The 23,075-nt window shown below is 40.1% G+C and carries 26 protein-coding genes; 6 read left to right on the forward strand and 20 right to left on the reverse strand.

Translation table 11 applies throughout. From position 1 onward, the window contains the following. Nucleotides 1-12: 12 nt before the first annotated feature. The gene (locus PCH02S_RS27875; protein ID WP_127457375.1) at nucleotides 13-927 is read right to left on the reverse strand and encodes a DMT family transporter; all 915 of its coding nucleotides are present in this window, start codon (nucleotides 925-927) and stop codon (nucleotides 13-15) included. A 145-nt stretch (nucleotides 928-1,072) separates the two neighbouring features. On the opposite strand from PCH02S_RS27875, the gene PCH02S_RS27880 reads away from it, so the two are divergent. After that, nucleotides 1,073-1,963 carry an AraC family transcriptional regulator gene (locus PCH02S_RS27880; RefSeq protein ID WP_127457376.1) on the forward strand — a complete coding sequence of 297 codons (891 nt, stop codon included), beginning with the start codon at nucleotides 1,073-1,075 and terminating at the stop codon, nucleotides 1,961-1,963. A gap of 60 nt (nucleotides 1,964-2,023) precedes the next feature. Here PCH02S_RS27880 and PCH02S_RS27885 read toward each other — a convergent pair whose 3' ends face one another. Next, nucleotides 2,024-2,824: a hypothetical protein gene (locus PCH02S_RS27885; protein ID WP_127457377.1), complete on the reverse strand. Its 801-nt coding sequence runs from the start codon at nucleotides 2,822-2,824 to the stop codon at nucleotides 2,024-2,026. Between the two features lie 276 nt (nucleotides 2,825-3,100). On the opposite strand from PCH02S_RS27885, the gene PCH02S_RS37070 reads away from it, so the two are divergent. Further along, nucleotides 3,101-3,235, forward strand: a complete 135-nt coding sequence (locus tag PCH02S_RS37070) for a DUF3973 domain-containing protein (protein ID WP_407670138.1) — start codon at nucleotides 3,101-3,103, stop codon at nucleotides 3,233-3,235. A gap of 186 nt (nucleotides 3,236-3,421) precedes the next feature. Here the strand turns inward: PCH02S_RS37070 and PCH02S_RS27890 are convergent, their stop codons facing one another. From PCH02S_RS27890 to PCH02S_RS27930, 9 genes are all read right to left on the reverse strand, one after another. Continuing rightward, the gene (locus PCH02S_RS27890) at nucleotides 3,422-4,576 is read right to left on the reverse strand and encodes a Ger(x)C family spore germination protein (RefSeq protein WP_127457378.1); all 1,155 of its coding nucleotides are present in this window, start codon (nucleotides 4,574-4,576) and stop codon (nucleotides 3,422-3,424) included. Next, nucleotides 4,573-6,045, reverse strand: coding sequence for a spore germination protein (locus PCH02S_RS27895; protein WP_164819767.1), 1,473 nt, complete (start codon nucleotides 6,043-6,045; stop codon nucleotides 4,573-4,575). The genes PCH02S_RS27890 and PCH02S_RS27895 overlap by 4 nt, the downstream gene beginning before the upstream one ends. Beyond that, nucleotides 6,042-7,130 carry an endospore germination permease gene (locus tag PCH02S_RS27900; protein WP_127457380.1) on the reverse strand — a complete coding sequence of 363 codons (1,089 nt, stop codon included), beginning with the start codon at nucleotides 7,128-7,130 and terminating at the stop codon, nucleotides 6,042-6,044. Before PCH02S_RS27900 ends, PCH02S_RS27895 begins: the two co-directional genes overlap by 4 nt. A 132-nt stretch (nucleotides 7,131-7,262) precedes the next feature. Next, on the reverse strand, nucleotides 7,263-7,958 hold the full coding sequence (locus PCH02S_RS27905) for a glutamine amidotransferase-related protein (RefSeq protein ID WP_127457381.1): 696 nt from the start codon (nucleotides 7,956-7,958) through the stop codon (nucleotides 7,263-7,265). After that, complete coding sequence (locus PCH02S_RS27910; RefSeq protein WP_127457382.1) at nucleotides 7,936-8,208, reverse strand: hypothetical protein; 273 nt, start codon at nucleotides 8,206-8,208, stop codon at nucleotides 7,936-7,938. Before PCH02S_RS27910 ends, PCH02S_RS27905 begins: the two co-directional genes overlap by 23 nt. 127 nt (nucleotides 8,209-8,335) lie before the next feature. Beyond that, the gene (locus tag PCH02S_RS27915) at nucleotides 8,336-8,740 is read right to left on the reverse strand and encodes a hypothetical protein (RefSeq protein ID WP_127457383.1); all 405 of its coding nucleotides are present in this window, start codon (nucleotides 8,738-8,740) and stop codon (nucleotides 8,336-8,338) included. Between the two features lie 42 nt (nucleotides 8,741-8,782). After that, complete coding sequence (locus tag PCH02S_RS27920) at nucleotides 8,783-9,580, reverse strand: lipid II flippase Amj family protein (RefSeq protein ID WP_127457384.1); 798 nt, start codon at nucleotides 9,578-9,580, stop codon at nucleotides 8,783-8,785. A 339-nt stretch (nucleotides 9,581-9,919) separates the two neighbouring features. Beyond that, nucleotides 9,920-10,108 (reverse strand): hypothetical protein, encoded by a 189-nt coding sequence (locus tag PCH02S_RS27925; RefSeq protein ID WP_246069283.1) that lies wholly within the window; start codon nucleotides 10,106-10,108, stop codon nucleotides 9,920-9,922. Between the two features lie 41 nt (nucleotides 10,109-10,149). Further along, a complete protein-coding gene (locus PCH02S_RS27930) occupies nucleotides 10,150-10,674 on the reverse strand; it encodes a DUF4275 family protein (protein WP_127457385.1) in 525 nt (174 codons plus the stop codon). A gap of 160 nt (nucleotides 10,675-10,834) precedes the next feature. Here PCH02S_RS27930 and PCH02S_RS27935 point away from each other — a divergent pair, with 160 nt between their 5' ends. Further along, a complete protein-coding gene (locus PCH02S_RS27935) occupies nucleotides 10,835-11,446 on the forward strand; it encodes a hypothetical protein (RefSeq protein ID WP_246069284.1) in 612 nt (203 codons plus the stop codon). Nucleotides 11,447-11,460: 14 nt separating this feature from the next. Here the strand turns inward: PCH02S_RS27935 and PCH02S_RS27940 are convergent, their stop codons facing one another. From PCH02S_RS27940 to PCH02S_RS27960, 5 genes are all read right to left on the reverse strand, one after another. Beyond that, nucleotides 11,461-12,099 carry a hypothetical protein gene (locus tag PCH02S_RS27940; RefSeq protein ID WP_127457387.1) on the reverse strand — a complete coding sequence of 213 codons (639 nt, stop codon included), beginning with the start codon at nucleotides 12,097-12,099 and terminating at the stop codon, nucleotides 11,461-11,463. A 270-nt stretch (nucleotides 12,100-12,369) separates the two neighbouring features. After that, nucleotides 12,370-12,825 carry an NUDIX hydrolase gene (locus PCH02S_RS27945; protein ID WP_127457388.1) on the reverse strand — a complete coding sequence of 152 codons (456 nt, stop codon included), beginning with the start codon at nucleotides 12,823-12,825 and terminating at the stop codon, nucleotides 12,370-12,372. Nucleotides 12,826-12,873: 48 nt separating this feature from the next. Continuing rightward, the gene (locus tag PCH02S_RS27950; RefSeq protein ID WP_246069285.1) at nucleotides 12,874-13,215 is read right to left on the reverse strand and encodes a VOC family protein; all 342 of its coding nucleotides are present in this window, start codon (nucleotides 13,213-13,215) and stop codon (nucleotides 12,874-12,876) included. 205 nt (nucleotides 13,216-13,420) lie between these two features. Beyond that, nucleotides 13,421-14,332 carry a glycosyltransferase family A protein gene (locus PCH02S_RS27955; protein ID WP_127457389.1) on the reverse strand — a complete coding sequence of 304 codons (912 nt, stop codon included), beginning with the start codon at nucleotides 14,330-14,332 and terminating at the stop codon, nucleotides 13,421-13,423. 181 nt (nucleotides 14,333-14,513) lie between these two features. Then, nucleotides 14,514-15,353, reverse strand: a complete 840-nt coding sequence (locus PCH02S_RS27960; RefSeq protein ID WP_127457390.1) for a copper amine oxidase N-terminal domain-containing protein — start codon at nucleotides 15,351-15,353, stop codon at nucleotides 14,514-14,516. Nucleotides 15,354-15,555: 202 nt separating this feature from the next. Between PCH02S_RS27960 and PCH02S_RS27965 the strand changes: the two genes are divergently transcribed. Next, on the forward strand, nucleotides 15,556-16,650 hold the full coding sequence (locus tag PCH02S_RS27965; protein WP_127457391.1) for a DUF5667 domain-containing protein: 1,095 nt from the start codon (nucleotides 15,556-15,558) through the stop codon (nucleotides 16,648-16,650). A gap of 481 nt (nucleotides 16,651-17,131) precedes the next feature. Here the strand turns inward: PCH02S_RS27965 and PCH02S_RS27970 are convergent, their stop codons facing one another. From PCH02S_RS27970 to PCH02S_RS27985, 4 genes are all read right to left on the reverse strand, one after another. Beyond that, the gene (locus PCH02S_RS27970) at nucleotides 17,132-17,683 is read right to left on the reverse strand and encodes a cupin domain-containing protein (RefSeq protein WP_127457410.1); all 552 of its coding nucleotides are present in this window, start codon (nucleotides 17,681-17,683) and stop codon (nucleotides 17,132-17,134) included. A 329-nt stretch (nucleotides 17,684-18,012) separates the two neighbouring features. Further along, entirely contained in the window at nucleotides 18,013-18,789 is a 777-nt protein-coding gene (locus tag PCH02S_RS36175; RefSeq protein ID WP_176589897.1) for a hypothetical protein, read from the reverse strand. A gap of 295 nt (nucleotides 18,790-19,084) precedes the next feature. Further along, nucleotides 19,085-20,557 (reverse strand): stalk domain-containing protein, encoded by a 1,473-nt coding sequence (locus PCH02S_RS27980; RefSeq protein ID WP_127457392.1) that lies wholly within the window; start codon nucleotides 20,555-20,557, stop codon nucleotides 19,085-19,087. Nucleotides 20,558-21,036: 479 nt separating this feature from the next. Continuing rightward, a complete protein-coding gene (locus PCH02S_RS27985; protein ID WP_127457393.1) occupies nucleotides 21,037-21,432 on the reverse strand; it encodes a VOC family protein in 396 nt (131 codons plus the stop codon). Between the two features lie 237 nt (nucleotides 21,433-21,669). On the opposite strand from PCH02S_RS27985, the gene PCH02S_RS27990 reads away from it, so the two are divergent. After that, nucleotides 21,670-22,254, forward strand: a complete 585-nt coding sequence (locus tag PCH02S_RS27990) for a TetR/AcrR family transcriptional regulator (protein ID WP_127457394.1) — start codon at nucleotides 21,670-21,672, stop codon at nucleotides 22,252-22,254. A gap of 7 nt (nucleotides 22,255-22,261) precedes the next feature. After that, entirely contained in the window at nucleotides 22,262-23,008 is a 747-nt protein-coding gene (map, locus tag PCH02S_RS27995) for a type I methionyl aminopeptidase (RefSeq protein ID WP_127457395.1), read from the forward strand. The last annotated feature ends 67 nt before the right edge of the window (nucleotides 23,009-23,075 follow it).

The raw sequence follows: 23,075 nt of genomic DNA on the forward strand, positions 1-23,075 counted from the left end.
ACGATTCGATTTTCAATGCCGATTAGTGGCCTTCCTGCCCCCAGTCAAAGTTTTGAACCAGAAATACATGCCCATACCGAATAAAGTCAGCATACCGCCTAAAAACTGAAATAAGGAAATGGCCTCCCCTAATAATAAATAAGCAAGAATAATAGCAAGAACCGGTTCACCGATAATGCCTACTGAGACTGTCGTTGCCCCCACCGACTTCAATAATAAATTAAAAATATATTGTCCGAATAAAGTCGGGATGATGGCAAGCAACAAGAAATACGTCCATTCGGATGAGTCATAACCCGTAAGCGGGATATGATTCATTACATTGTAGAGAAGCAAGACGGTTCCGCCAATGAAAAAGACGATAATGCTGTATACATTCGCATCTATTTTATGGCTTATTTTCTGCCCCGCCAATAAATACACGGAAACAAATAGCGTCCCTGCTAACGATAAGCCGTCTCCAATCAGTGCTGCTTTCGAAATCCCTATATCGCCCCAAGCGATAAGAATTGAACCCAGAAGCGCAACGATTAAGCAGCCGGCCATTAGCCGATTCACTTGTTCTTTAAATAATAAATAAGAACCGATCATGACAAACAGTGGCTGCAGCGACAAGATGACCATGGAGCTTGCTACTGAAGTATAGACCAGAGATTCCATCCAGAAGAGAAAATGCAGCCCAAGAAAAAGGCCGGCCAAAAGCACGATCCCCCACTCTTTTCTATCCATCCGTAAGGAGCGAATCCTTCTCCATGGGACAATAGCGAGCATCAGAATGACAGAAATAAACAATCTGTACATCCCGGCCACGGACGTGGGCGAATCCAAAAATTTGATCATGATGGATGAGATCGAGACGGATAAAATACTGATGGCTAGTAAAATAAACGGATGTGATTGCAAGGCAGATTTCATTAATCTATCCATAATTCCTCCAAGCTGTTCAACAACTCCTGTGCACAGAATTGTAAAGGTTAGCCGAAGCTGGATATAATAATAACATCACCCCTGTATATTTTGTGCAATTATATCCCTTATTTATATGGATATATCGTCAAAAAGGAGTTCATCATTGAAAAAACAATTATATGAAGCCATTCAATATCCCGACGAAGCCTTTCCCTATATCATGTACACCCATACGAATCATGGATCGGTTCCTCTAGGCCGAGGAGTTAACGACTTGCACTGGCACGAAGAATTACAAATGACTTTGGTGACCAAAGGAAAACTGACGATTCAAATCAATGGCATTGATTATGAGTTAAGCACGGGGCAAGCTATTTTTATCAACAAAAGTGTCCTGCACATTGTGACTCACCTTACGCCTGACGGAGAATATGTGAGCTTTAATTTTCCGGAGAAGCTGCTCGCCTTTTATTCAGATAGTGCCATGGAGAGAAATTATGTACTTCCTTATACCAACTCCTACTTACTGTCGCTAGAAATCAGAGGAAACGCAGCGTGGGAACATGAAATCCTTCAAATCCTTTACGATATGAAAAAAGAGTTTGAATGGAAAAAAAACTGGGGATGGCAGTATGAGATTTCGATCAAAACGGTCAAGTTATGGTTAATCCTCATCTCGAACATTTCGTTACCCTCAGAGGAAGCCGCTAAACATAGCAGACTACAACAAGAAAGATTGCAATTGATGCTTAGCTTTATTCATCAGAACTATACAAATAATTTAACGTTAAAGGAAATTGCTGATGCGGCTCATTTGAGTGTATCGGAGTGCACCCGCGGCTTTAAAAAAAGCATCCATATTACCCCATACGACTATTTGATCAAATACCGCATTAAAAAGAGCTGTGTGTTGCTGGCATCGACGGAATATACGATTACCGAAATTGCCAGAAGAGTTGGTTTCAATCATGTCAATCACTTTATCCAATCATTTAAAAAACATCGCGGCCTTACGCCCAAGGAATTCCGCTCTTCTTCCTCCTCTATTTTCTGAAACATATGTAAAAAGCTGTTCCAGATCGTCCGCCAAGACAGATTCGGGACAGCTTAAACATTAGGCCAGCTTACGTCTTTTCTTTACAGGGCGACGTAACGTATCCTTCTTCATAAATCTCATTTTTGCAATGATTCTGGCGTTTAGTTTTTTCATCGACGTCAGATTGTTTTTAATAATTCTGCCTCGGCTGTTCGAAGCGTTCTGCAGCACAATTTTACTTTGTCTGGCGGTGCTGCACTGTGACGATACAATCTGCGGATTTTCGTTCGGAATCGTTGGAAACATGAGATTTTGTGGATTGTTGCTGTGATCGCTGCCAGGATTGGACGGATCGTTAATCGTAAAGCTGTTCTGGTTGCTGTTCAAAAACCGGCCGAATAAACAGTGCCCGGCTTCATGTGCAAGCCCGTACGAATTTAGTGCTCCGTCGCTCATGACGATATGACCATACAGACCATAATCGGTAGTGCTGTTAAAAAATTTGAAGCGCGGTCCACCCATGCCAATGACGTTGCCGGAACTGGTGAGGAATTCCCCGCTCACATAGATGACATAAAGTGCAGTGGCATTGTTCGTTTGTCTTTTGGCCATATCGAATAAGGCGACGAGTCTTGGATCATCTAAACTAGTAACGGATCTGCTATTAATTGTAGTAGGTGTGTTAAAGCGGCCTGCTGCAGTAAACGTCATACCACATCTTACTCCAGGGGAGAAGCCGCTTCCCCATGCCAGGTTCGAGCTTGAAATGTCATTTCCTTGCCGGGCTTGCCGTTCTTGGGAAGTACCGCCAGAAGCTGAACCCGCAGTGAAAATAGAAACCACAGGAACCGTAAAGGCCATCTCTACCACCACTCTCAAAAGAATTAAGAATTCCTATATATGAAATGAGAAATAGAGTGATTTGGTATGGACGGATGCAGCAGGACAAGATCATCAATTTATATAGAAGCGACTGCAAGATTGAAGAGGATGATAGAGGCATTATTAAAATATACTGCTCGGTTAATTTTTTTTACCGAAAAAAAGCAAACCAGATCCCTTAAATTTCTCCATTGTTTTGACGTCGCCAAACAGGTAGGCTATCAGAATGCAAGTCATTTTCAGTATAAATATAAGAGGTTACGAGGTGATCCTATGTACTATTGCATTCGGTGTAAAGAACTCCACCTGCGTTCTAAATCGCAACAAATTCTAATTTTTAGTTCAGGTTTCTATTATAATAATTCAACTCTTTATCATGCAGGAGTTTGCCGCATTGAAAAAAAGTGATCTCGTAGTGCTTTCTAATAAGTGTGCTTAAAGATCTTTAACTCTTTTTGAGCTGAGTAACAATTAGTTTTTCTACAAGATGAAATAGGAATCCACAGATTATTCCTACTACCAATCCTGTAAAAATGTACGTTCCTAAAAACTTTTGACTAGACCCTGGCACTCCTCTACGGCATTTGAGTTCCCTCAATCTTTCTTTTTAAGTATTTTAGCTATCCCTACATCAGTTATTCCTATACTTACATCGATCTCCCCTAAAGACTCAGGCTTCAAAGGCAAAGACCCATTTTTAACGAGTCGGTGCCATTCCTTCGGATTGGATCGGTAGAGTGAATCAGAAAGACCTAGAAGGTCTGCATCTGATTTAAGGCCGACCAAGTAGGTTTTTTGAATCTGCTTCCTTATTTCCTTCTCAGCCAGTTCTTTCAGATCACTCTCCCTTGCAGGCTTTTCTTGCTCCGTTACTGATCCTTCCATTTTAACTTTAATGTGAAAGGTTAGTTTGCCATTCGCTAGCTTAGGTTCGATGGAGGGTTTAATCTTTTTAACAACCATCATCGCAATTGGTTTATTGTCAACCTGAAGCATCAAAGGGGTGCGCACCGTTTCTTTTTCCATCCATCGCAGACCCATAATTTCATCAATCTTAAAGCACCCCAGCAATTGTTTATTTTGCATGACACATACCCCGTCTTGTTGAAGCTGTGGTGACGGCTTTTTGTTCTCTAGCCAGCTAGTTTCATTGACGCTTAATTCGGGAAGCAACAGAATTTTGCTATTTTCATCCCATTTCCAAATAAATTTGTACAAATATAATGGGGCCACAAGCGAACTTTGGGAATAACGGTCACGCGGATTATTTAATTGTGAGTAAAGCGTCGACATGTTTTGGGTTGGGCTTGTGCTAAATATATCCTCGATCGAGCCGTGAGTTGCCATCGTCCATATGGTATACCGGAACTCATAATACCTGTCCATTTGGTCCAAAACGCCATGAATGACATCCTCCCGCAGCGCCGCTTCCGTAAATGCTATAGTTTTCACATGACTCCAGGCCAATCTTTGCTGTGACGTCTTGTAAAGATCAAAGATAGCTTCATCCACGGTTCTACCTTCACCTTTGCCAATGGAAACCACTTCCTTGCTCATGCCGGCTCCCGCTTCTTTCTTGGCAATATTATTAAAACTGATCATCTGGGTATAGAACACCACTTTGCCTTTTACATAATCAATACCAATCGAATTGACATAGGCTAGATGCTCAATCTCCCTTAACCCCCAGCAACCGGTAAGCAGTAGAGGGAGAATTCCAATCACCAATAAGAGTGGTATGAACCTCACGTTTGATCATCTCCGGATTTTCTTATGAAGCCAGGTACACCTTCCTTCTTCCCCCAAGGCATACGGAATAAAATTTTCAATAAATCGCGGATATTAATTGGTGCCACCGGACTTAGATATTTGATTCCAAACGATTGCAGATTAACCATATAGATAGCAATAGCTAACATACAAATCAATAACCCAAACAAACCAAGAACACCGCTAACAATCAGTATGATTAATCTTATCAGACTTACGAAGCCAACCATATTTTGATTCACCATGGTAAACGAAGCTAATACGGAGATGGCTACGACAACCAGAATCCCCGGTGCCGTCATACCTGCGCTAATGGCCGCCTGCCCGACAATTAATCCGCCAACTACAGAGATGGTCTGTCCGAATGAAGATGGCAAGCGCATGCCCGCTTCCCGAAATAATTCAAATAGAAGAATCATCATAACGGCTTCAAGAGGAGCCGGCAGCGGAACACCTTGTCTAGAAATGAGCAGAGTACCCAGCAAAGTAAATGGGAGCTGATCCTGATGATAAGTAAGCAATGCGATCCAAAATCCAGGAAGAAACACGGAAAAAAATATTCCACATAACCTTAACAATCGGGTAAACATGACAAACCAATTAAGTGTATAAGCATCTTCCGAAGTATTGAACAAAAAAGTAAAGTTAACAGGCCCAATGATCGCTGTTGGGGAACCATCGACCACAATGACAAACCTGCCGTGCATGAGGGAGTTCACCGCAAAATCCGGCCTCCCAGTATAGACAAACTTCGAAAAATACTTATTACTTTCTAGTCCCTCCTCCAGTTGAGAACTGCTGATCATCCCTTTGAGTTTCAAGCTGGCCAATCGGGATGTGACCTCCTCAACAATCGTTGGTTTAATCGCATCTTTCAGATAAAGCAGTAATGTCTTGGTTTGCGTCTGCGTTCCGAGCGTATATTCTTCTACGGCTAGAGCATTTGTTTTTAATCTTTTTCTTATTAACGCGACATTGACCTTCGCATCCTCAATAAAGCCGTCACGAGGACCTCTTACCGAAATCTCGGCACTCGATTCCTCCGTTTTTCTCTGCGGGGCATTGGCTATATCCCATGTGTACATAGAGGCCGTTTCTTGGAAATACGCCAGCAGCTCCCCATTAAAAATCTTATTTATGATGGTTTCGTCATCCCAGTCTTGCGGGACCGGGTTCAGCTGAAAGGGTAGGTGCTGCTGTAGTTCGCTGTCGTTCGATATGACATGTTCTTTAAACATTTCAATCAGGTGAGGAATAAAAAATTGATGAATTCGGTGTGTATCGCACAGCCCATCGCAATAAACAAACAGCAACAAAAATGAGGATCCATCTTGTTGGGCGACATTCAGTTTGTTAATATGCACATCGCTGCAGTCTTTGAACAACCGCTGAAATGAACCATATGGCTCTTCTTCCGCTGATCCCAACGATTCCACCCTGTTTCTCATGATTTCACTCTTCTCCATCTGTGTCCAAAATGAATTAAACCAATAATAATTAGGAAGTAGCCCGACATCCCCCAAAATATAGCTGGTAACAGAACATCTGTAATCAGGTTAATAAATTTAGGATCGCTGATTGGCAAGCATATCGCTAGGATTTGAATAGAACATATAAGGAAGAGGGATAATGTCTTACCCCTTTTTTTCTCAATACCCAGAATATCGTTGATCAAAAAAAGAGTCAGTGAAATTCTCAGAAAAGCCCCGCTGAACCACTGATATATACTTAAAAAATCCATGTGCTCAATAAAGTGGCCTATTGTCACTAACCTCCACTCTTCATAAGCAGGAAACCTTAAATGGGAGGCTTGCTTGGGACCGAACTCGATAATTGAGCCGACTAAAGGACCAAATGTTAGTAAGATCAGAATCAAGGTCAGTACCACAAGGGACATGAACGAAATACGAGTACGGATATGATGCTTTATAAATAACAGCAGCGATAATTCGAGTAATCCTGCCTCGACATAGATGACCCCATGCCAAACGGGCCTCATGCCAAATTCCAAAATAGGTTTTAACAAGGAGTATTCCTTATTCGGAAAATTGGCTGTCATCACATAAAAACCTAATATGACAACAAACGGTAAAAAGATAGCCGCTGTATTGGCTATCGACTCGATACCTTTATAAGCATTAATAGAACAAACGATTAGTAAGACAGAGGCTAAAACAATGATTGGAGTATTTGTTGAGAAGGCAAGATGAATCCATGTGACGGTATCTTTTAAAGTAATCGTTGATAAAGTAAATATGTATATGCACGCTAAACCTGCCAGCAAGTAGGATACCATTGCGCCGTATTTTAGCTTAAGCCATTGGAATAGAGGTATATCCCGATTCTTGCCAATAACCGAATACAGTAAAACAACCCAAATCATAAAAAACGAGCCCGCAAGCAGAACCGAGATCCAGCTGTCGCGGTGTGCTTTTTGTAACAACATCGGAATGATAATGACATGGTTTAACAACCCAATAGAAAGCATTAACATCATGCTTGTTTGCAAAAAGGTGATTGAGCCGTTTTTCATCAGCATCCTCCGATTCTCAATTTAGTAAATTGTTCCTGTAGTATGCTGCATTTTCCTGAATTTATACGATACAGGTTAAATCGAAGAGTCTGACTAGTTGCGTTGAAAGCCGCATAAATAACAAAAGAGCACCTATATTAGGCGCCCTTTTACAGTAGTGATAAAGGAGTCAATGATACAATGTGTTGAATCTACAGTGGAACTTAATTGGGGAACAAATAAAGTACCAATAAAGAACTTATGTTCAGGTATTTCTATAATTCTTGGATTACCTACTGGATCTGTTCCTACAATTTTTAACCCGCTATCATGAACTTGTTTTTCATACTCGGAACTTAGTCCATAACTACACCTAAATTGTTCGTTTGTAATCTCGGTCTTATAAATATCAAAGGTTTTCGAAGGTTTCCTGATGATAACTTCACCTTTCTGACCAACTAAGGAGCATGCCAGTTTACTAATGAGTAACTGTGAAGCATAGGGGTCGCGCTCTTCGTGGGCTGCATGTTCCAACATCAATTTATGTTTGCCATATTCCATAATAATGTATTGAAACCCGCCGCATGTCCCCAGCAAAGGTATATCGTTTTCACGTGCAAATTGAATAATGCTAAGTACCCCATCGATTGAATCTGGATAACCTGGGCCAATCCAAAAACCATGGTAAGTCCGCTTGATGGCCTCCAAATGTTTACTTATTGTTGCTGTTGCAATCCACTCAAACTCAATAGAAATTCCTAATTTAGCTTGAGTGTGCCTAAGCGCATTGTTCGTAGCGATCTGTGACGGGTATTTTGGGCTAAAATCACCTACAATGCCAATTTTCATTTTTTATGTGAGCCTCGCTTTTGAATTTTTTATGTTTTCTATACTGGTAAATAGCAAGTGGCGCATGAATGACGCCAGCAGCTAGTGTGCAAATTTGCGGAAGTATTTGTATTAAGGTCAATTTCTGTTCGCCATCCCCAACAGGACCTACCTTGGCTTGAGATATATCCCAATAAGCATAAATCAAAAGTACCAAGGGTAGCACGATACATACTGCAGAACAAAACAAGTAAAAACCATACCTATTCACGGCTAGTCCCCCTTTGGATCAGGTCTTTTCTTGATAGTATTAAGTACTCCATATTGATTGTATTTAGATATTGTTTTATGTTAGCGGAATAGCTATTTTTCGAGTATTACGAGAGAATGAACCGTAGTTAGTTTAATTCTCTATTCCTCGTGGGACGCTTTCTGGTTCTTGTGATCATTGCCAATAATAGCAGCAAAATAATTATTAAAAAGGAGTTGATACCATAATATAAGTAAGTTAATTTCATTCTCTTAAGCCATTCACTCACCAAATAACCAGACATGGCGATTTTTTCTACGTGAGACTCTAATTGTGGGTATGAATTAATCTCCGAGTTCGATAATAACGGAAACTCCATTGCTGATCCATTTGCAAGAGGTGCGTAAAATTCAACCCACACTTTATTGGTCCAACGATCTGTTTTATATCTCATGTCACCTTCCAAATTGTTATAATCCCATCGAAAGCTTGCTAGCACATTCAGCAAAATAATAATAGTAAGCGTAAACAACATTATCTTTCTTTTGTCCAATATGCTCCTCCTACCTCGTCCAGATCAGCCTTCCTACAAATTCTATAAGTATGGGACAATTGTTTTTATCCAATATGCTGCAGGTATCAATATTACTTGTGCTAATAACGTCCCACAAAATCTAGAGAACATAAGAGCACCATATACTTTATTAATTGAAGATAACTTAGCATTTTTGCTTAAAGCTTTATCTGTCAGTAATGCAACCTTCGGATCGATCAGTATAGTCAATAGAATAGTAGCCATTCCATTTATTAATCCAGATGATTGAGAAGCACCAATGTTATATTGCCCTGGCAAAAATGCTGCATATAAAGCCGCCAATACGCCTACTGTATAAATAGCGGTCACAAAACAGTTCATAATCATCAATCGTTTTGGGAGTCCACCTTCACGCAGACGCTGAATCATTTCCCATTTCGGCATTCGAAAATGATAGAAAGAATGTTGAATAACATCAACTCGGAGTACATTTTGAATCATTTTCGGGACTGATCCGGCTTTCTCCAAATGTGATACCATACGCGCAGATAATGCTATAAATGTAGGAAATAATGCTATTGCAAGTAGAGTTCCAAGAGAAGCAGCAGTTAATATAATCCTAAAGTTCCCGACAAGGTTAAACTCTAAATGATTCTTAGCAAAATCAACGACTTTACCGGTCATCGTTCCCTGAGCAATATTTGACGTCCTCGAAATAAGAACAATCATACCCGTTAAAGATAGTGCTATTGCTAATTTTCCTGATCGAATTCCCGCCATTCTCACCGCGTATGAGAGCGTTTCAGCAGAATGGATAATCAGTGTAAGCAACGATATTATTACGATACGTTCAACCATGGGAATAGCCTCCTCCATCTGTTGCATTTTTAATAAAGCTATCTCCCAACTTAACTTTCTTACATATATTAACCTAGATATTTTTTCCAAAAAAGAGAAATTCCCTTATTATTTATTTCTTATTTTGATCTTAGTGCCAACTACGTTATCCTGAACCTTCTATTATGAAGTCTCTACAACTCAATAAATGAGCAGGCTGCCGCGGCACCTGCCCATTAATAATCTTATTAAACAATCGTGTCCCGTTAAAGATGAGGCAAAATGTCGATATGTGCTTCAACTTCAAAGATAAATCCTTCAAGATTTCCGCAATCAAACCACTTACTCTTTTCATTTATCTCAATATAAAACCTGATATCCATGATAATTTATCAAAAAGTTCCAACCTTCTCTAGAAATCATTGCTTCTAATATCTGACAATAATCAAACAGCTTTTCAACAATAGCTTTATTCATTAAATCAATATACGGATACGTGGTTCCAAATGGCTTTGGGTAGATTCGATATGCTAACCATTTCATTTCCATATTGTACCTCTAAGAGTTTCATCAAATAAGTTAATCCATAACTATCCCTGGACACTTTTGTAAAAGTATGGTCCGCATATTGATTCATGAGTGTATACATACGTCCATGTAAAATTCCTATCAAATAGATAAATATCTTGCTCATAATCAAAATCGGAAGCAACAATATCACTAGCGTTATTATATTCAAATACAATATCAGGTATATTTTGATACATGACAAATAAATCATTTTTATTTACAGCGTCAAATGCATTTCTCGCTGCTTCTTTTTCAATACAATCTTGCTTCTTAAAACTAAAAATATGCCACTTATACTGATCATAACGAATTTCCCTTTTGGTCTCGTCGCTAATACTCTTTGCAAATACGCTATCCCACTTATCCATAATTCCATGCTCTTTATCTAGTAAAGTTACAATAACTACCCCTTTATCATGCATGGTTTTAGTAAAAAGATATTTTTGGCGGATAGCTTCAATGGACCAGTAAACTTTCACTAATTCTTCATCAGGTAAACTGTCTATCATTTGATTAATTTCTTGTCTATACATACTATAATTCATTAAAATACCTCATTTCGCTAGCCTATATTTGAACAATATTTATACGGAAATGGGAGAACATGGTTGCGCTACGAGCAGCACCTCATTGCTGCTTTTTCTATTCCCGCTTTATTATTGTTATAATTGGAAAAGGAATACAATTGAAGTCAAGGAGGATATAATGATGGCTTGGTCTGAACTGAAAATGATACCGAACGAATACAATGATGAAGTCAAAGCAATTGACGAATCCCTTATCCGGCTACTAACTGAACGCAAAGCATTATCTAATGGTAGGCGACTCATTCCCTCTAGAGAAATTGTACAAGGATGGTCAACTCAATATGGTCTAGACATTCCACAAATCAATTGGTTGCTCAACAGTCTTAATTCAAGCAACACTCCAATTATGCTTAACGAATCCGGCGAACTTTTAAACGTGCTACCTATTATGAAGAAATCCATAGTTGATGGATTTGAGTATTCCCTGACACATTCCATGCAACATGAAAACAGCAGCATTGTATTCGTTGAAATACAGCAACTTCAAAACGACGCAAGCACTGGTTACATACGCCCCCAACTGTTGCTTGATATTAGTGGTAGTCAACAATACAACGTCCACAGGAATGGTTCTCATGGCGGTGGTGGGCATACTCAAATAACCTTTTTAATTACTCCACGCTTACCTGACAATATGAATGAAGTCCGTTTCGCTTTGATCCCTTATGCTCCACCAATGGAAAGTCCACCGAAAGAAGTTATTTTGGATCAAAATGTTCAATTTGAATAAGATATCTACCCCCACTACTTTAAAGGGTATACAAGTTGTATATCCTTATTTTTAACCAAACCTTCGTATATCGCATGATTATGGTCTGCACCCACGATACACAAGAATCGTTTCCCTGGATGCTTATTAATTGCGTTATGTATTCGTTGAATCATTATTAGATGTCTACACTCCCATCGAAATATATGTGACTCAGGGTTTATTTGCTTTAACCATTTATACTTTTGTTTCGTTATATGGTCGTATTCTAATGAATTGAAAGGAATAGCACTGGAATTCCAAGTGGAAAGTTGTCTCTGAAACCATTGCTCTGATACAGCAATCAAAGCACTTCTTTGCAACTCACTATGATTCTTGAATGGGTCAAAATCCATCCAAACATCAAGTTCCACCCAATCAATAGGTACAAAATCAACTTTCAGTTCTTCGCATAACGGAAAAATTAGATCCCAGTACTCGCTTGCTGGTTCGCCCCAATATCCTCGATGTGTGGAATCAGTTTTGTATTTCTCCCAACTGTCGGGAAGTACTTCACCGCATATTACATCTGGATTAAATTCTAGAATTAACTCTCTTATTATTTCCAAAGTTAAATGGTACTTCTTCCGTAATTCATTGTCATGAACTACTCCCAAGATTCCTACCGTTGACATGATTCCCCCAATCTAGTCCACAAATTGTTGACTGTAAAGGCTTATAATGATGTAACTAAACATACTGCTTTCGATAAAAGTACCCAGCTAAATTTACTATTCGTCTAATTAGATTAATGTCTAATTAGAAAATACTGGAATAACTTGATTTTGTCAATGCTTTTCACACTCTCCACCAAACTGTTTTGTAACCTAAAAAGGCTGCCGATTGTGGGCAACCTCTTCCTGGATGTGTATGGAGCTGATGTTATCCCATAGCTAGATGAAATTTTACCATTTCACTATATATCCAGCTTTTTTAAGATAATGCTTTGTAAAAGGATTCAAATTCTCTATTGGTTCTTCCAAAGAAAAATATCTAAGTTCATGGCTTTCATTGTCATTTACTTTAGGATTGCCCTGTACATTCTGGGCTTCATAAATTGCCATAACATTATAGATTTCATCACCATGAGGATATTTATAGTACATATCCTTTCCTGATAAAATCGTGATGAATTTGAAGGATTCCGCAATCAATCCTGCTTCTTCATAAAGTTCCCGAGCCGCTGCTTCTTCTAATGATTCGCCTAGTTCTACTGAGCCACCAATGGTTCCCCAATCATTACTATCGGTTCTCCTTTGGAGTAATAATTCCCCCGCTTGATTAAAAATTAGTACACATGATCCAACCATTATTAGCGGGCTTGAGCCAACAAAGTTTCTTAAGTCCATTATGTATCCCATGAATTGGTCTCCTTTGACTTTAGCCTTCGTTAAGTTCTTCTAACATAATCATGTATTCACGAAGACGAATTCGTTATCCTGCTTGGTATCATGAAAAAGGTTGCCGTTTTGGGTTGTCTGATTAATCTGTATGGATTGCATCTGTGCGCAATCTCCCAGATATGGCCTCCCGGATTCGCGTCTTGCGACAACCTGTGGTTCAATCAACTCGTGTGCCGCTGTCTCCACAAGCAGATTAATGAGCATTTTGCCGGATTGGAACTCCGCGGAATTCTGATCCTCGAAGAAAACCGGCAGGCCAAACACTTGTTGATAGAACGATTTCGCTTGCTGCAAGTCCTCGACGAACAATGTAATGACATCGACATTCAGCTTATTCCACAAAGACAAAACACACTCCGATTCAACCTGCCTAGAGGTCGGGTCCTAGAATAGGGAGTTTTGTGCATTTTTCTATGACACAAATTTTCCCTACATAAAAAAAATAAAAGCTTGATTTCTCAAGCTTTTTCGCTCTGGTTTATGTGGTAATTTTGTCTCATTGGACATTCTAGATGATAGTTCCCTTCCGTTTTTCTAATTGGTATATAGCTTCTTAAAGGGTTTCTTTCTTTGAAAATAACAAGAATTTTACTCCTTTTAAGTAACCTAATGTCGCATCATTATTTTTTTTAATTATTTCTTTAACTATTAAATATAGCATAGTCCATATGAGTGCTCCGTAATTCAAAATCCCAGCTTGTTTCATTTTAAGGAAATAGTAATGATTTACGACTTTGGCCTTAGAAACTTTTTCAGCCTTATCCCTAGATTGAGGTGATTCGTGATGTATTATTTTTAAACCCGGATCTATAACCAATCTGCCATAGTTGCTTGCATAGTAACACATATATAAATCATCGCCGACAGCATAATTTCCCATCCAGCTTAAGGGCTTCATGTCTTTGAGTGAACTCTTTTTAAATGACATATTGCAGCCATGAAAAAATTCTGTTTCAAAAACAGACTTGGCTTTGTTCCAATTTGCTATAGATCCTGCTAAACCACTTTTGGACAATTTCCCCAATGAACTGGACATTTGAAACGTGGCTACCCCCAGAACATTTGCTATTTTACTAGAATATAAACCCTTGGCTATTCCTCCTACTCCTGCCAAACTTGCATCATTATCATAGTTTTTTAGTAATTTGCTTATATAGTAAGGATCATCTAATTCAACATCATCATCTAGATAAAGGATAATTTCATGTGCGGCGATTTTCACACATTCAACCCTTGAACACCAAACTCCACCTTTTAATTTCTTAAAGTATGACAGCTTCATGCATTTTATTTTTGATAACATTACTTCAAATAAATGCAATTGTTCCTTTTGGATATCTCCATCATCTACAATTAAAACCTCAACCTCACAATTAAGTCCAACCTGCTTACTTATAGATTCGATGCACTTGGTGATATCTGCAATTCGATTTCTAGTACAGATTGCAATTGTAATATTTTTCAATTTTAACTCCTCCGATTGGTTCATCTGTTCGGTCTTTTTGGGAACGCGCGATAAACAACGTGAAGGACAAGCCGGCAGGGACAGTTATGGTGTTGGAAGGATGATAATAAAGAGCGACTACTATCACAGCGGATGCCCCACAAAGAAGTAAAGAACCATCCGTTACCGGATGGCTCTCTAGTTATTCCTCGTAAATGACGACAGATTGAGTTTCTGCTTCCCATTTAACAGCTGCCTTCAAGGCTTCGCTCACAAAACGAACCGGCACAACCGTACTGCCCTCTTCAATCGCCGCTGGAACCTCAAGTGTCACTTCTTTCCCATTGACTGTTGCTATCTTGCTATCAATAAAGAGTTTCACAGTAATACCATCACGTGTGACGGTAACAGAACGCTCTTCTGCGTTCCAAGTAACCGTTGCTTTTAAAGCCTCAGAAATCGCACGGAATGGAACTAGTGTGTTGCCTTCACGAATAAACGGAGCTACTTCGAAAACAGGCTCTTCACCGTTAACGTATAATTTCACTCCTTTTTTTCCTAGCTTATCGTACAATTTACCTAATTTTTTATAAGAATCAAGATTCGTAATGTTTGCTAAAATAGCTTCCTTTTGAACATATACGGCGTCTGTTACGCTACCGTTCTGATCCAACAAATCGGCAACCACCGACAATGCTGCGTCCTTCTCTTTGATAGCCTCAAGTTCCGCTTTCTGTTCAGCCGTAAGCTGGGTCTCATATTTGGTTAATAGCAGTTCTGCAATAACAGCCCCAGCCGGCTTGTCCGCCACATTGTCAATCGCGTTGAGCAACCCTTTATATCCATTATGGCCTTGATTGCCATAAGTATCGGATGTAACAGTCGCATCCCCATCAGCTTTCAACTTGAGATCAACGTTAACTTTAACAACATCAGACTTGCCCTCATTCGAGTGGCTTGTTTCCGATTTTGCCAATGCCGATCCTGCCATAAGACTTGTTGCCAATACACATGACGCGAGAACCATCCATCTTTTTTTCATCACTTTATTCCTCCTCTTTAGTAACACTAAGTATATTCGGCATAGTTAGTAAATTTTGTGAGGGTATATTCTTGAATTAAATAAAGAAGTCATAAACTGAGCGTTCCCACGTTCTTAAATCTGCCTGCCCCCTGAAATTAATCGTAGTTCTCGTATACCTTAGTATCGGCCGACAGAATGCATACAAAAGGTGGTAATACACATGAAAATAAAGTTTACAAAGGAAGCCAAAAGATACAGCCTTCTTACAAAGAGCGTCATGCTCAGCATGCTCGTGTTTAGCGTAGGCACAAGCAGTGTGTTGGCTTCGGAGATACCAGCACCTACTCCTTCTTCTACTCCTATATCAGTGAATGCCTCCCAAAGTACAGTTGACTCTACACAATCAAGAACGGAGACTTTGGGTCTGATTCCTGGAGACTTCTTCTACTTTGTAAAAACCATATATGAAAATATTCAATTAGCCCTTACCGTAAATGACGTAAAAGAGGCAAGACTGCTTGCCGCATTTGCCCAAGAACGATTGGCAGAAGCGAATACCTTATTAGCTAAGGGGAAAACGAATGAAGCGAATCTGTCTCTTCAGAAATCGCTAGAAACACAACAATCTGCGATTCAAAAAACAGAACAGGCTTCCGGATTAACGACAACCGAAACGTCTACACCCGCTGCAACGGCGTCACTATCGGCGGATGCTGATGCAGAGGTTACAATCACAGCAGACTCGGGTACTGAGCAGACAACAGAATCTGATCAAACGGATATCGAAGAGGTGAACGTGCCTGAGAAGGAAGTGAAGCATCCTGAGCAGGTACTGAAGGTAAAGACCGATCTGCAGCACAACATTCTAGCTTTGGCTTCAGCATTGGAAAAAGTGGGTAATCCGAAAGCACAGTCAGCTCTAATGAAAAATATAGAAAAATCGTTTGACCATTTAGATAAAAAGCTATCCAAAATCGAAAAGAAAACGCATCAGGAGCAGACGAATGAGGATGTAACAGTTAAAGCTGAACAACAACCCGTTGCTTCGATTGTTCCATCAGCAGTGCCATCAGCAGCTCCCTCATCGGTTCCATCACCAGTCATAACACAAGTTAGAAACGATTCTGTTTCTGTCAAGGAAAAACAAGAAGACTCTGGCGAGGAAAAAGCAGATCATACAAAAAAGAATAAAGATAACAAAGAAGATAACAGATCCGAACAAGAAAAAGAAAAAAAGAACAATAGCGGAAATGACGGCGCGGAAAAAGAGAACGGCAAAGGTCACGATAAGAATAAGGGTAATAAACAAGAATAGTACCGCTACTCGCATCGGACAATCAAAATGCAAAAAACAGCGTATAACTTATCCAAAGTTATACGTTGTTTTTATTTATATGTAAATAAAGCCATTCCTAATGCGCGATAAGTTGCAAGCTAATATTAGAGACTTTAGATAATGAATCAGATGAAATTTCAGTTTCAACAAGCTAAGATATTAATATCAAGTAGCTTTTCATAAGGTGTATTCAACTCTTCTGTAAGTTATTGCCAAAAATGAGGAGGGAAATTGGTTGCAAGTCCTCCCGCGGAACATCGAAAATTAGTTCTTTAATAACCAATTAGCAACCTTAACCAATACGTTTTCAAACATATTCGAATTGTTCAATAAAACACCTCTTGTGCAGCTTTACTGCCAGTTTGCATAGTAAGGCTGCCGATCTAACCGGCAGCCTGGTGTCGTTGTTCTATAGTTCTGCATTAGCGGAATGACCCGTCTTTGACGTTGTACCCTAAATTTAGTGGTTTTCTTCAGATCCCATTGCAATTGCTTTGGTTTCATGAACTGTACCATATGGATGCTGAGGTGGTGCATAGATAACGTAAATTTTAAGTGGTTTATTACCTGTATTCGTTACATTGTGCCATTTTCCAGCAGGTATCATAATTGCATAGTCATCAAAGGCCATTTCTTGAAAATCCAAATTTTCTTTACTATCACCCATTTGAACAAGGCCCTGACCTTCTTCAATACGTATGAATTGATCCGTTGTGGGATGAACTTCTAAACCAATGTCATCTCCAACATTAATACTCATTAGGGTCACTTGATAGTGTTTCCCTGTCCATAAAGCGGTTCGGTAATTATCGTTTTGCTTAGTAGCTTGGTCAATATTCACTACAAATGGTCTTGGTCCATAATCTGTCAATTTTATGTTTTCATAACGATTCCAGTTGGTATTGTTCCAATTGTAATAATGAGGATACCAATTATAGTTCCATCTTAGGTTATTCCAGCTGCAATGCATAGGATTATGCCATTGATAGTGATAGTACGAATTACGGTACATATTCATATGTTCCTCCAATAATTTCATTGTTTACCTTTTATCCTATGCGGTTGCCTAATTAAAGGATTGAAAAATGAGCAAAAGCCTATATAGTTATCTGCCCGTTAGCGTGATGCTTGATCGGCATGTTGCAATAAAAAACCCACCCGAACGGTAAACGTTTTGGTGGGTTCATTAGCGTGTCACATCATATCAAAGATTATAATTATTAAGCGTTTCGAATATTTCTTTGTCAATTAATAAAACAAAGCAGAGTGACTTTTACACATGACTTTTCATTTCATCCTCATGCTCGGATCTTTATTTGCTTCAATCAAAAATTAAGAACATTATTTATATTTTTCGTCAGCAATGATGTAAAGATAGCTAATATTCCCGCCATCATTAAACACCCTTATATCATAAAGCTTATCATGCTTATATACGGCGACTTTCTCATTTTTCTCGACTAGCTTTGCATCCTTAAGCCCAAAGGTGTACATAAAGTCATGGAGGTTTTTTTCTTCAAATCCCCAAACGATATTCGGATTCGTGGTATAGGTAAATCTTTGCACCTTTCCATCTACTAGAAAATATTCATAGTCTCCGAATTTAGAATATATCAATGTTTTTGCCGGAACCTTTATATTCGTTCCACTTAATCGGAATTCAGATTTACGGGTTTCTTCCGGCTCACCCTTCCAATCAATGACTTCAGCTTCTGTTTTCCCAATAACATCGAATACATCCGTAACGACCATTAGCTTTTTGCCAGGTTCCATGGCTGACATGTCTTCTGCATTTGCTTCGGCTTTGGCTTTAGCATCGGCTTCCTCTTTAGCTTTCTTATCTGCGTCAGCTTTCAATTTTGCATCAGCATCGGCTTTAGCTTTCACAGGATCTATAGTAGCTGCAGGTATAGCTTTTGCCGGTGTCGTCGCTATCGGCAAACTAGTGGACTTAGCTGTTTCCTTGTCAGACGAAACGCCGAAAGCTACGAAAAACACGATAGTTGCAAGTACATAGTATCTGCGCTTTAACACCTTTTTGATAAACTTGCTTAGTAGTGTCGGACTGAATATACCCACGATGCTGATAAGTACTAAAATTAAAAATATGTCACTCATTTTTTACTTGATCCCCTTTTAATGTAGTGTTCTATGAGGTGTGCTAGATTTCTTGCCTGTGAGCTGCGCAGTCTGGACTAAAAGGGTTTGATACGTGCTTCTCATCAAGAATATCAATTGTGCTCGTCGCTTCTTCGTCGTGTAATTGCTGTCGTATTCCATGAACGTAAGCAACTTGTATAATTCTAGTAGACAGCTTACCTCTTTCTTCTCTAATATGTACCAAAATCAATATTAACAACTATAATTTTCGACTGATATTGGTAGTAGAGGTCAAGTCGTATAAAAAAATCTTCTACTGCACTGAACGAACTGGCCTACTAAAAGAAATATTTCCATCTTTATCAACAAAGTACCAATCTCCTTCATAGGACTGTAAGTACAAGCCATCTGTAATCGTATAGATCCTTTTTATCTGTTTGTTCGTGACCATGGTAGCCGCACTATCATCTTCAATATTTCGCTTATATAGACACATATTGTAAAGATTCACGTAATAAATCACACCGTTTTGTACGGTAAAGTTATTTACACTTATGAGTTCGTCACCACCTACTATCCGTTCTTCTTCCGTACCATCTAATCGCATTCTTGTAACTACCCTCTCTATTAAGGATCCCCCCGCTGGCTGTTCAGAGAAATATACCCATCCCTGGTCGACAACTAAAGCAAGCGCAATCCTGTCTTCGAAAATAGTGTGTGCATCTGACCCGTCTAGCCTCATTTTCTTTAACTTCTTATTAAGAGAGTCTGTATAATAGATCCAGTCATCTCCAATCGTGGATGAGACATTAATAAGAAAATCTGCGCTAATTTCCTCATTTGAAGTTCCATCCATTCTCATTCGATTAATACCATTTTTATCGGCTGACACATAATATATCCAGCCATTGTAGTAATACATCCAGCGAACAAAAACTGTATTTTTATCAACCTCTGTAAGCTCCGTACCATCATATCTCATTTTATAAATATGATCACTTCTATCCCCAACACAACCTTTAAATAATAGCCAGTCATCAACTGCATTCAAGGAACAAACACCTTTTTCAAGTAGCTTTTGATAGTCAGTGCCGTCCGTTCTCATACGTCCAAGTTCAAATTTGCCCTGTTCATTGACGGAGACATAGTATATCCACCCATCCTTCTCGACAACAAGTCCCAATTGTTGTGTATTTGAGGTGGCATTCCCGTATGCAGTATTTTCATCTTTCTCAGCAGCTGGTCCCACTTTTGAGTCCGATCCTGTGATCATAGAGGAAATAAAGACAGTTTGGTTTTCTCCACTCCACAATACTTCAGCTCCTAATCCCTCGCTTACGATACGAATTGGTACCATAGTCGTTGTATTCAATAGTACGGGAGGATCTGCTAGACGCACGCTATCGCCATTTATAATTGCGTCACGCGAATCTAACCTCAAAAAAACAGACTTATTTTGTAAAGTGCCCGTTACTGATCTCTCTTTCTCATTCCAGGTTACCTTGGCTCCAAGAGCCTCAAAAATACCTCTCATGGGGACAAAAACAGTGCCTTGGATGTTCACTGGAGATTGATCTTTAAACGCCAAAGTTTTTTCGTTCAATAATACATTAATAGTACCATTTGATGCAGTTGCCTTCGTAAGCGAAGGACAAAGGAACACTATGAGTAATGCGAATATCGACGTCACTAAAATTCTAAAGATTATAGGATTTTGCCGAATTTGAATATCGCCACTAAGCCCATCAGATCGATAGTGCTCCATACTAAGTCCCGTATTTTCCATCTTTTATATTCCCCCAGTTCGTAGAATGCACTGAGTAACATTTTCCAACAAATCACAACACATGTCTAATCAAGTTTACATAAAGAATAGGTCTTGTTTATTTCAATATCAGCGAATTAGGGACCACTCCCAGAACTAGCTATAGACCATCCTAATAGTTTCCTTATCTAGGTAAAAGATATACCAACTCATTCCACTTACCCTTTCTGCTCCTTCATTCCAAAAATGGTATTTACAATCACAGAGCGCTGTCATAGCAAAATCCCCATTCCAATGCCCATCATGATAACCAGATCTTGGTTCTTCAGTTCTTACAATGGTATATTCCAATTAGTTGTAAAAACCAGGAAATAACTTACGAGAAATTGACTGCACTACTCCACTATTCTCGTTCGCTTAACGACAGAAAGAGCAGATGCCATAATGGCATCTGCTCCACGAACTAACTTAACTAACTACTCCCATTAGTTAACATGAGTCTACAGATAATTTATTTGCCACGAAACTCCAAATCGGTCGTTCAGCCAACCAAACTTTTTACTGAACCCATAGTTACCTAATGGCATTAGAGCCTGTCCCCCTTCATTAAGTTTCCCATAAAGCTCATCAATCTCTTCCTCCGTATTACAAGCAACATAAATCGAAAACGAAGGCGTAAAGGAAAACGCATGTTTAACATGACTGTCAATACACATAAACTCCTGCCCTTTTAATGTAAAAGTAGCCTGCATGATGGTTCCTTCATCTCCAGCTTCATTAGGACCATACCTAACAAGGTTTGTAATTTCAGAATCCTCAATGAGCGAAGTATAAAAACTCATCGCTTCTTCCGCCTTCCCATCTTGAAACATTAAAAAAGGTATTACTTTCTCCATTTCATACTCCTCCTTTAAACGATTGCATCATATTATATCCAATATTCAACTTAACTCCCGTTACTTCAATTCCTGGGCGCGCGGTGTCGCCGACGAATGGCGGCGGTCAACACCCCACGCATGAGGACTGCCGTCATGTCGTAATTCAACAACAAATCTTTTGCATTTCTTACCATCATGCGTTACTATTTTTTATATCGACAAATTTGCAGGTCTATACTAGGAGGTTAACACGTTATGTCCCCCCGTACCAAAGAACAAAATGAGCTCATACGCCTACAACGCAAAGAACAGATCCTGGATGTCGCAGCGCTCTCCTACTTTCGCACGGGCGGAAGCTTTGATATTCGCGACGTCGCCCGCGAGGCCGGCCTTGGTTACGGCACGGTATACCATTATTACCCCAACCGGCATTTATTAATAGAAGATGTGTTAGAAAGCGGCTTCGAGCGATGCGAGCAAGTTATCGCAAAATGGGCGAACACCAGCGGCAGCCCCCCGGATGACCAGCAGTTGTTGACTTATTGCAAAGCGTTGCTCCTGCTGTGGCAGTCGGATGCCCGCGCATATCTCGTGTACAAAATGGCAGCGGAACATTATGCAGGCTTGCCTGAAAGGGATCGACAACACGCCAAAAGAAAATTTATGGAACGGCTGTATGTTCCACTCCAATCAATCGCCCAGTGCGAAGACGACAACATAGACCATATGCTTGCCGTGCTTGTCGGTTGTTGTGGACTGCATTACTATGCAGGCAATTCCGACCTGGACGTCGATCGAATCGCCCGACTCGCTATGCAAGCTATTACGAAGGAGCTCTGATACGAACATGGTCATTTTAAAAAGCAAGCATGAAATCGAGGCTATCCGTAAAGCATGCCAAGTGGTGGCTGAATGCCATCGCACAATCGCCCCGCTTATCAAACCGGGTATCACTACCTACGAAATTGATCGCATCTTCGAGGACATTATGTTGAAGCACGGCGCAAAGCCATATCAGAAAGGCTATAAGGGCTATCCTTATGCGACCTGTGCCTCCGCCAACGATGTGATTGCACATGGCTTCCCTAGTAATAAGCCACTTGTGGAAGGCGATATCGTGACGATCGACACTGTCGCTGAGCTAGATGGCTGGTTAGGCGATTCGGCCTGGAGTTACGCGGTTGGGCAGATCTCGCCGACGGCCAAGAAGTTGATGCGCGTCACGAAGGAATGTCTTGATCTGGGCATCAAACAGGCGCGCCCCGGCAATCGACTCGGCGACGTGACGAGCGCGATTCAGCGCCATGCGGAATCACATGGTTTCGGCGTCGTGCGCGACCTTCTCGCGCATGGCATCGGCCGCGATCTGCACGAAGAGCCGACTTATATGCATGTCGGCAAGCCTGGAAAAGGCCTCCGTATCAAGGAGGGTATGGTGTTTACGATTGAGCCCATGATTACCGAAGGCAGCTACTTCATGACCATCGATCCGGACGGCTGGACCGCAAGGACGATAGACAACAAGCTGGCCGCTCAATACGAGCATACAATCGCCATCACGGCTGAAGGTCCACAAATTTTGACCGCGCAATAAATATGAAAACAGGGAGCAGCTGCCGCGGCAATCTGCTCCCTGTTTATTCTCTTATTGTTCCCTGTTA

The organism is Paenibacillus chondroitinus NBRC 15376 (assembly GCF_004000765.1).
GTDB lineage: Bacteria > Bacillota > Bacilli > Paenibacillales > NBRC-103111 > Paenibacillus_E > Paenibacillus_E chondroitinus.

Excerpts from the sequence above, each read along its gene's own strand:
- PCH02S_RS27875 (WP_127457375.1), bottom strand. The coding sequence starts at position 927 with ATGGATAGATTAATGAAATCTGCCTTGCAATCACATCCGTTTATTTTA.
- PCH02S_RS37070 (WP_407670138.1), top strand. The coding sequence starts at position 3,101 with ATGTACTATTGCATTCGGTGTAAAGAACTCCACCTGCGTTCTAAATCG.
- PCH02S_RS27895 (WP_164819767.1), bottom strand. The coding sequence starts at position 6,045 with ATGAGAAACAGGGTGGAATCGTTGGGATCAGCGGAAGAAGAGCCATAT.
- PCH02S_RS27900 (WP_127457380.1), bottom strand. The coding sequence starts at position 7,130 with ATGAAAAACGGCTCAATCACCTTTTTGCAAACAAGCATGATGTTAATG.
- PCH02S_RS27905 (WP_127457381.1), bottom strand. The coding sequence starts at position 7,958 with ATGAAAATTGGCATTGTAGGTGATTTTAGCCCAAAATACCCGTCACAG.
- PCH02S_RS27920 (WP_127457384.1), bottom strand. The coding sequence starts at position 9,580 with ATGGTTGAACGTATCGTAATAATATCGTTGCTTACACTGATTATCCAT.
- PCH02S_RS27925 (WP_246069283.1), bottom strand. The coding sequence starts at position 10,108 with ATGGAAATGAAATGGTTAGCATATCGAATCTACCCAAAGCCATTTGGA.
- PCH02S_RS27930 (WP_127457385.1), bottom strand. The coding sequence starts at position 10,674 with ATGAATTATAGTATGTATAGACAAGAAATTAATCAAATGATAGACAGT.
- PCH02S_RS27935 (WP_246069284.1), top strand. The coding sequence starts at position 10,835 with ATGATGGCTTGGTCTGAACTGAAAATGATACCGAACGAATACAATGAT.
- PCH02S_RS27940 (WP_127457387.1), bottom strand. The coding sequence starts at position 12,099 with ATGTCAACGGTAGGAATCTTGGGAGTAGTTCATGACAATGAATTACGG.
- PCH02S_RS27945 (WP_127457388.1), bottom strand. The coding sequence starts at position 12,825 with ATGGGATACATAATGGACTTAAGAAACTTTGTTGGCTCAAGCCCGCTA.
- PCH02S_RS27960 (WP_127457390.1), bottom strand. The coding sequence starts at position 15,353 with ATGAAAAAAAGATGGATGGTTCTCGCGTCATGTGTATTGGCAACAAGT.
- PCH02S_RS27965 (WP_127457391.1), top strand. The coding sequence starts at position 15,556 with ATGAAAATAAAGTTTACAAAGGAAGCCAAAAGATACAGCCTTCTTACA.
- PCH02S_RS27970 (WP_127457410.1), bottom strand. The coding sequence starts at position 17,683 with ATGTACCGTAATTCGTACTATCACTATCAATGGCATAATCCTATGCAT.
- PCH02S_RS36175 (WP_176589897.1), bottom strand. The coding sequence starts at position 18,789 with ATGAGTGACATATTTTTAATTTTAGTACTTATCAGCATCGTGGGTATA.
- PCH02S_RS27980 (WP_127457392.1), bottom strand. The coding sequence starts at position 20,557 with ATGGAAAATACGGGACTTAGTATGGAGCACTATCGATCTGATGGGCTT.
- PCH02S_RS27985 (WP_127457393.1), bottom strand. The coding sequence starts at position 21,432 with ATGGAGAAAGTAATACCTTTTTTAATGTTTCAAGATGGGAAGGCGGAA.
- PCH02S_RS27990 (WP_127457394.1), top strand. The coding sequence starts at position 21,670 with ATGTCCCCCCGTACCAAAGAACAAAATGAGCTCATACGCCTACAACGC.
- map (WP_127457395.1), top strand. The coding sequence starts at position 22,262 with ATGGTCATTTTAAAAAGCAAGCATGAAATCGAGGCTATCCGTAAAGCA.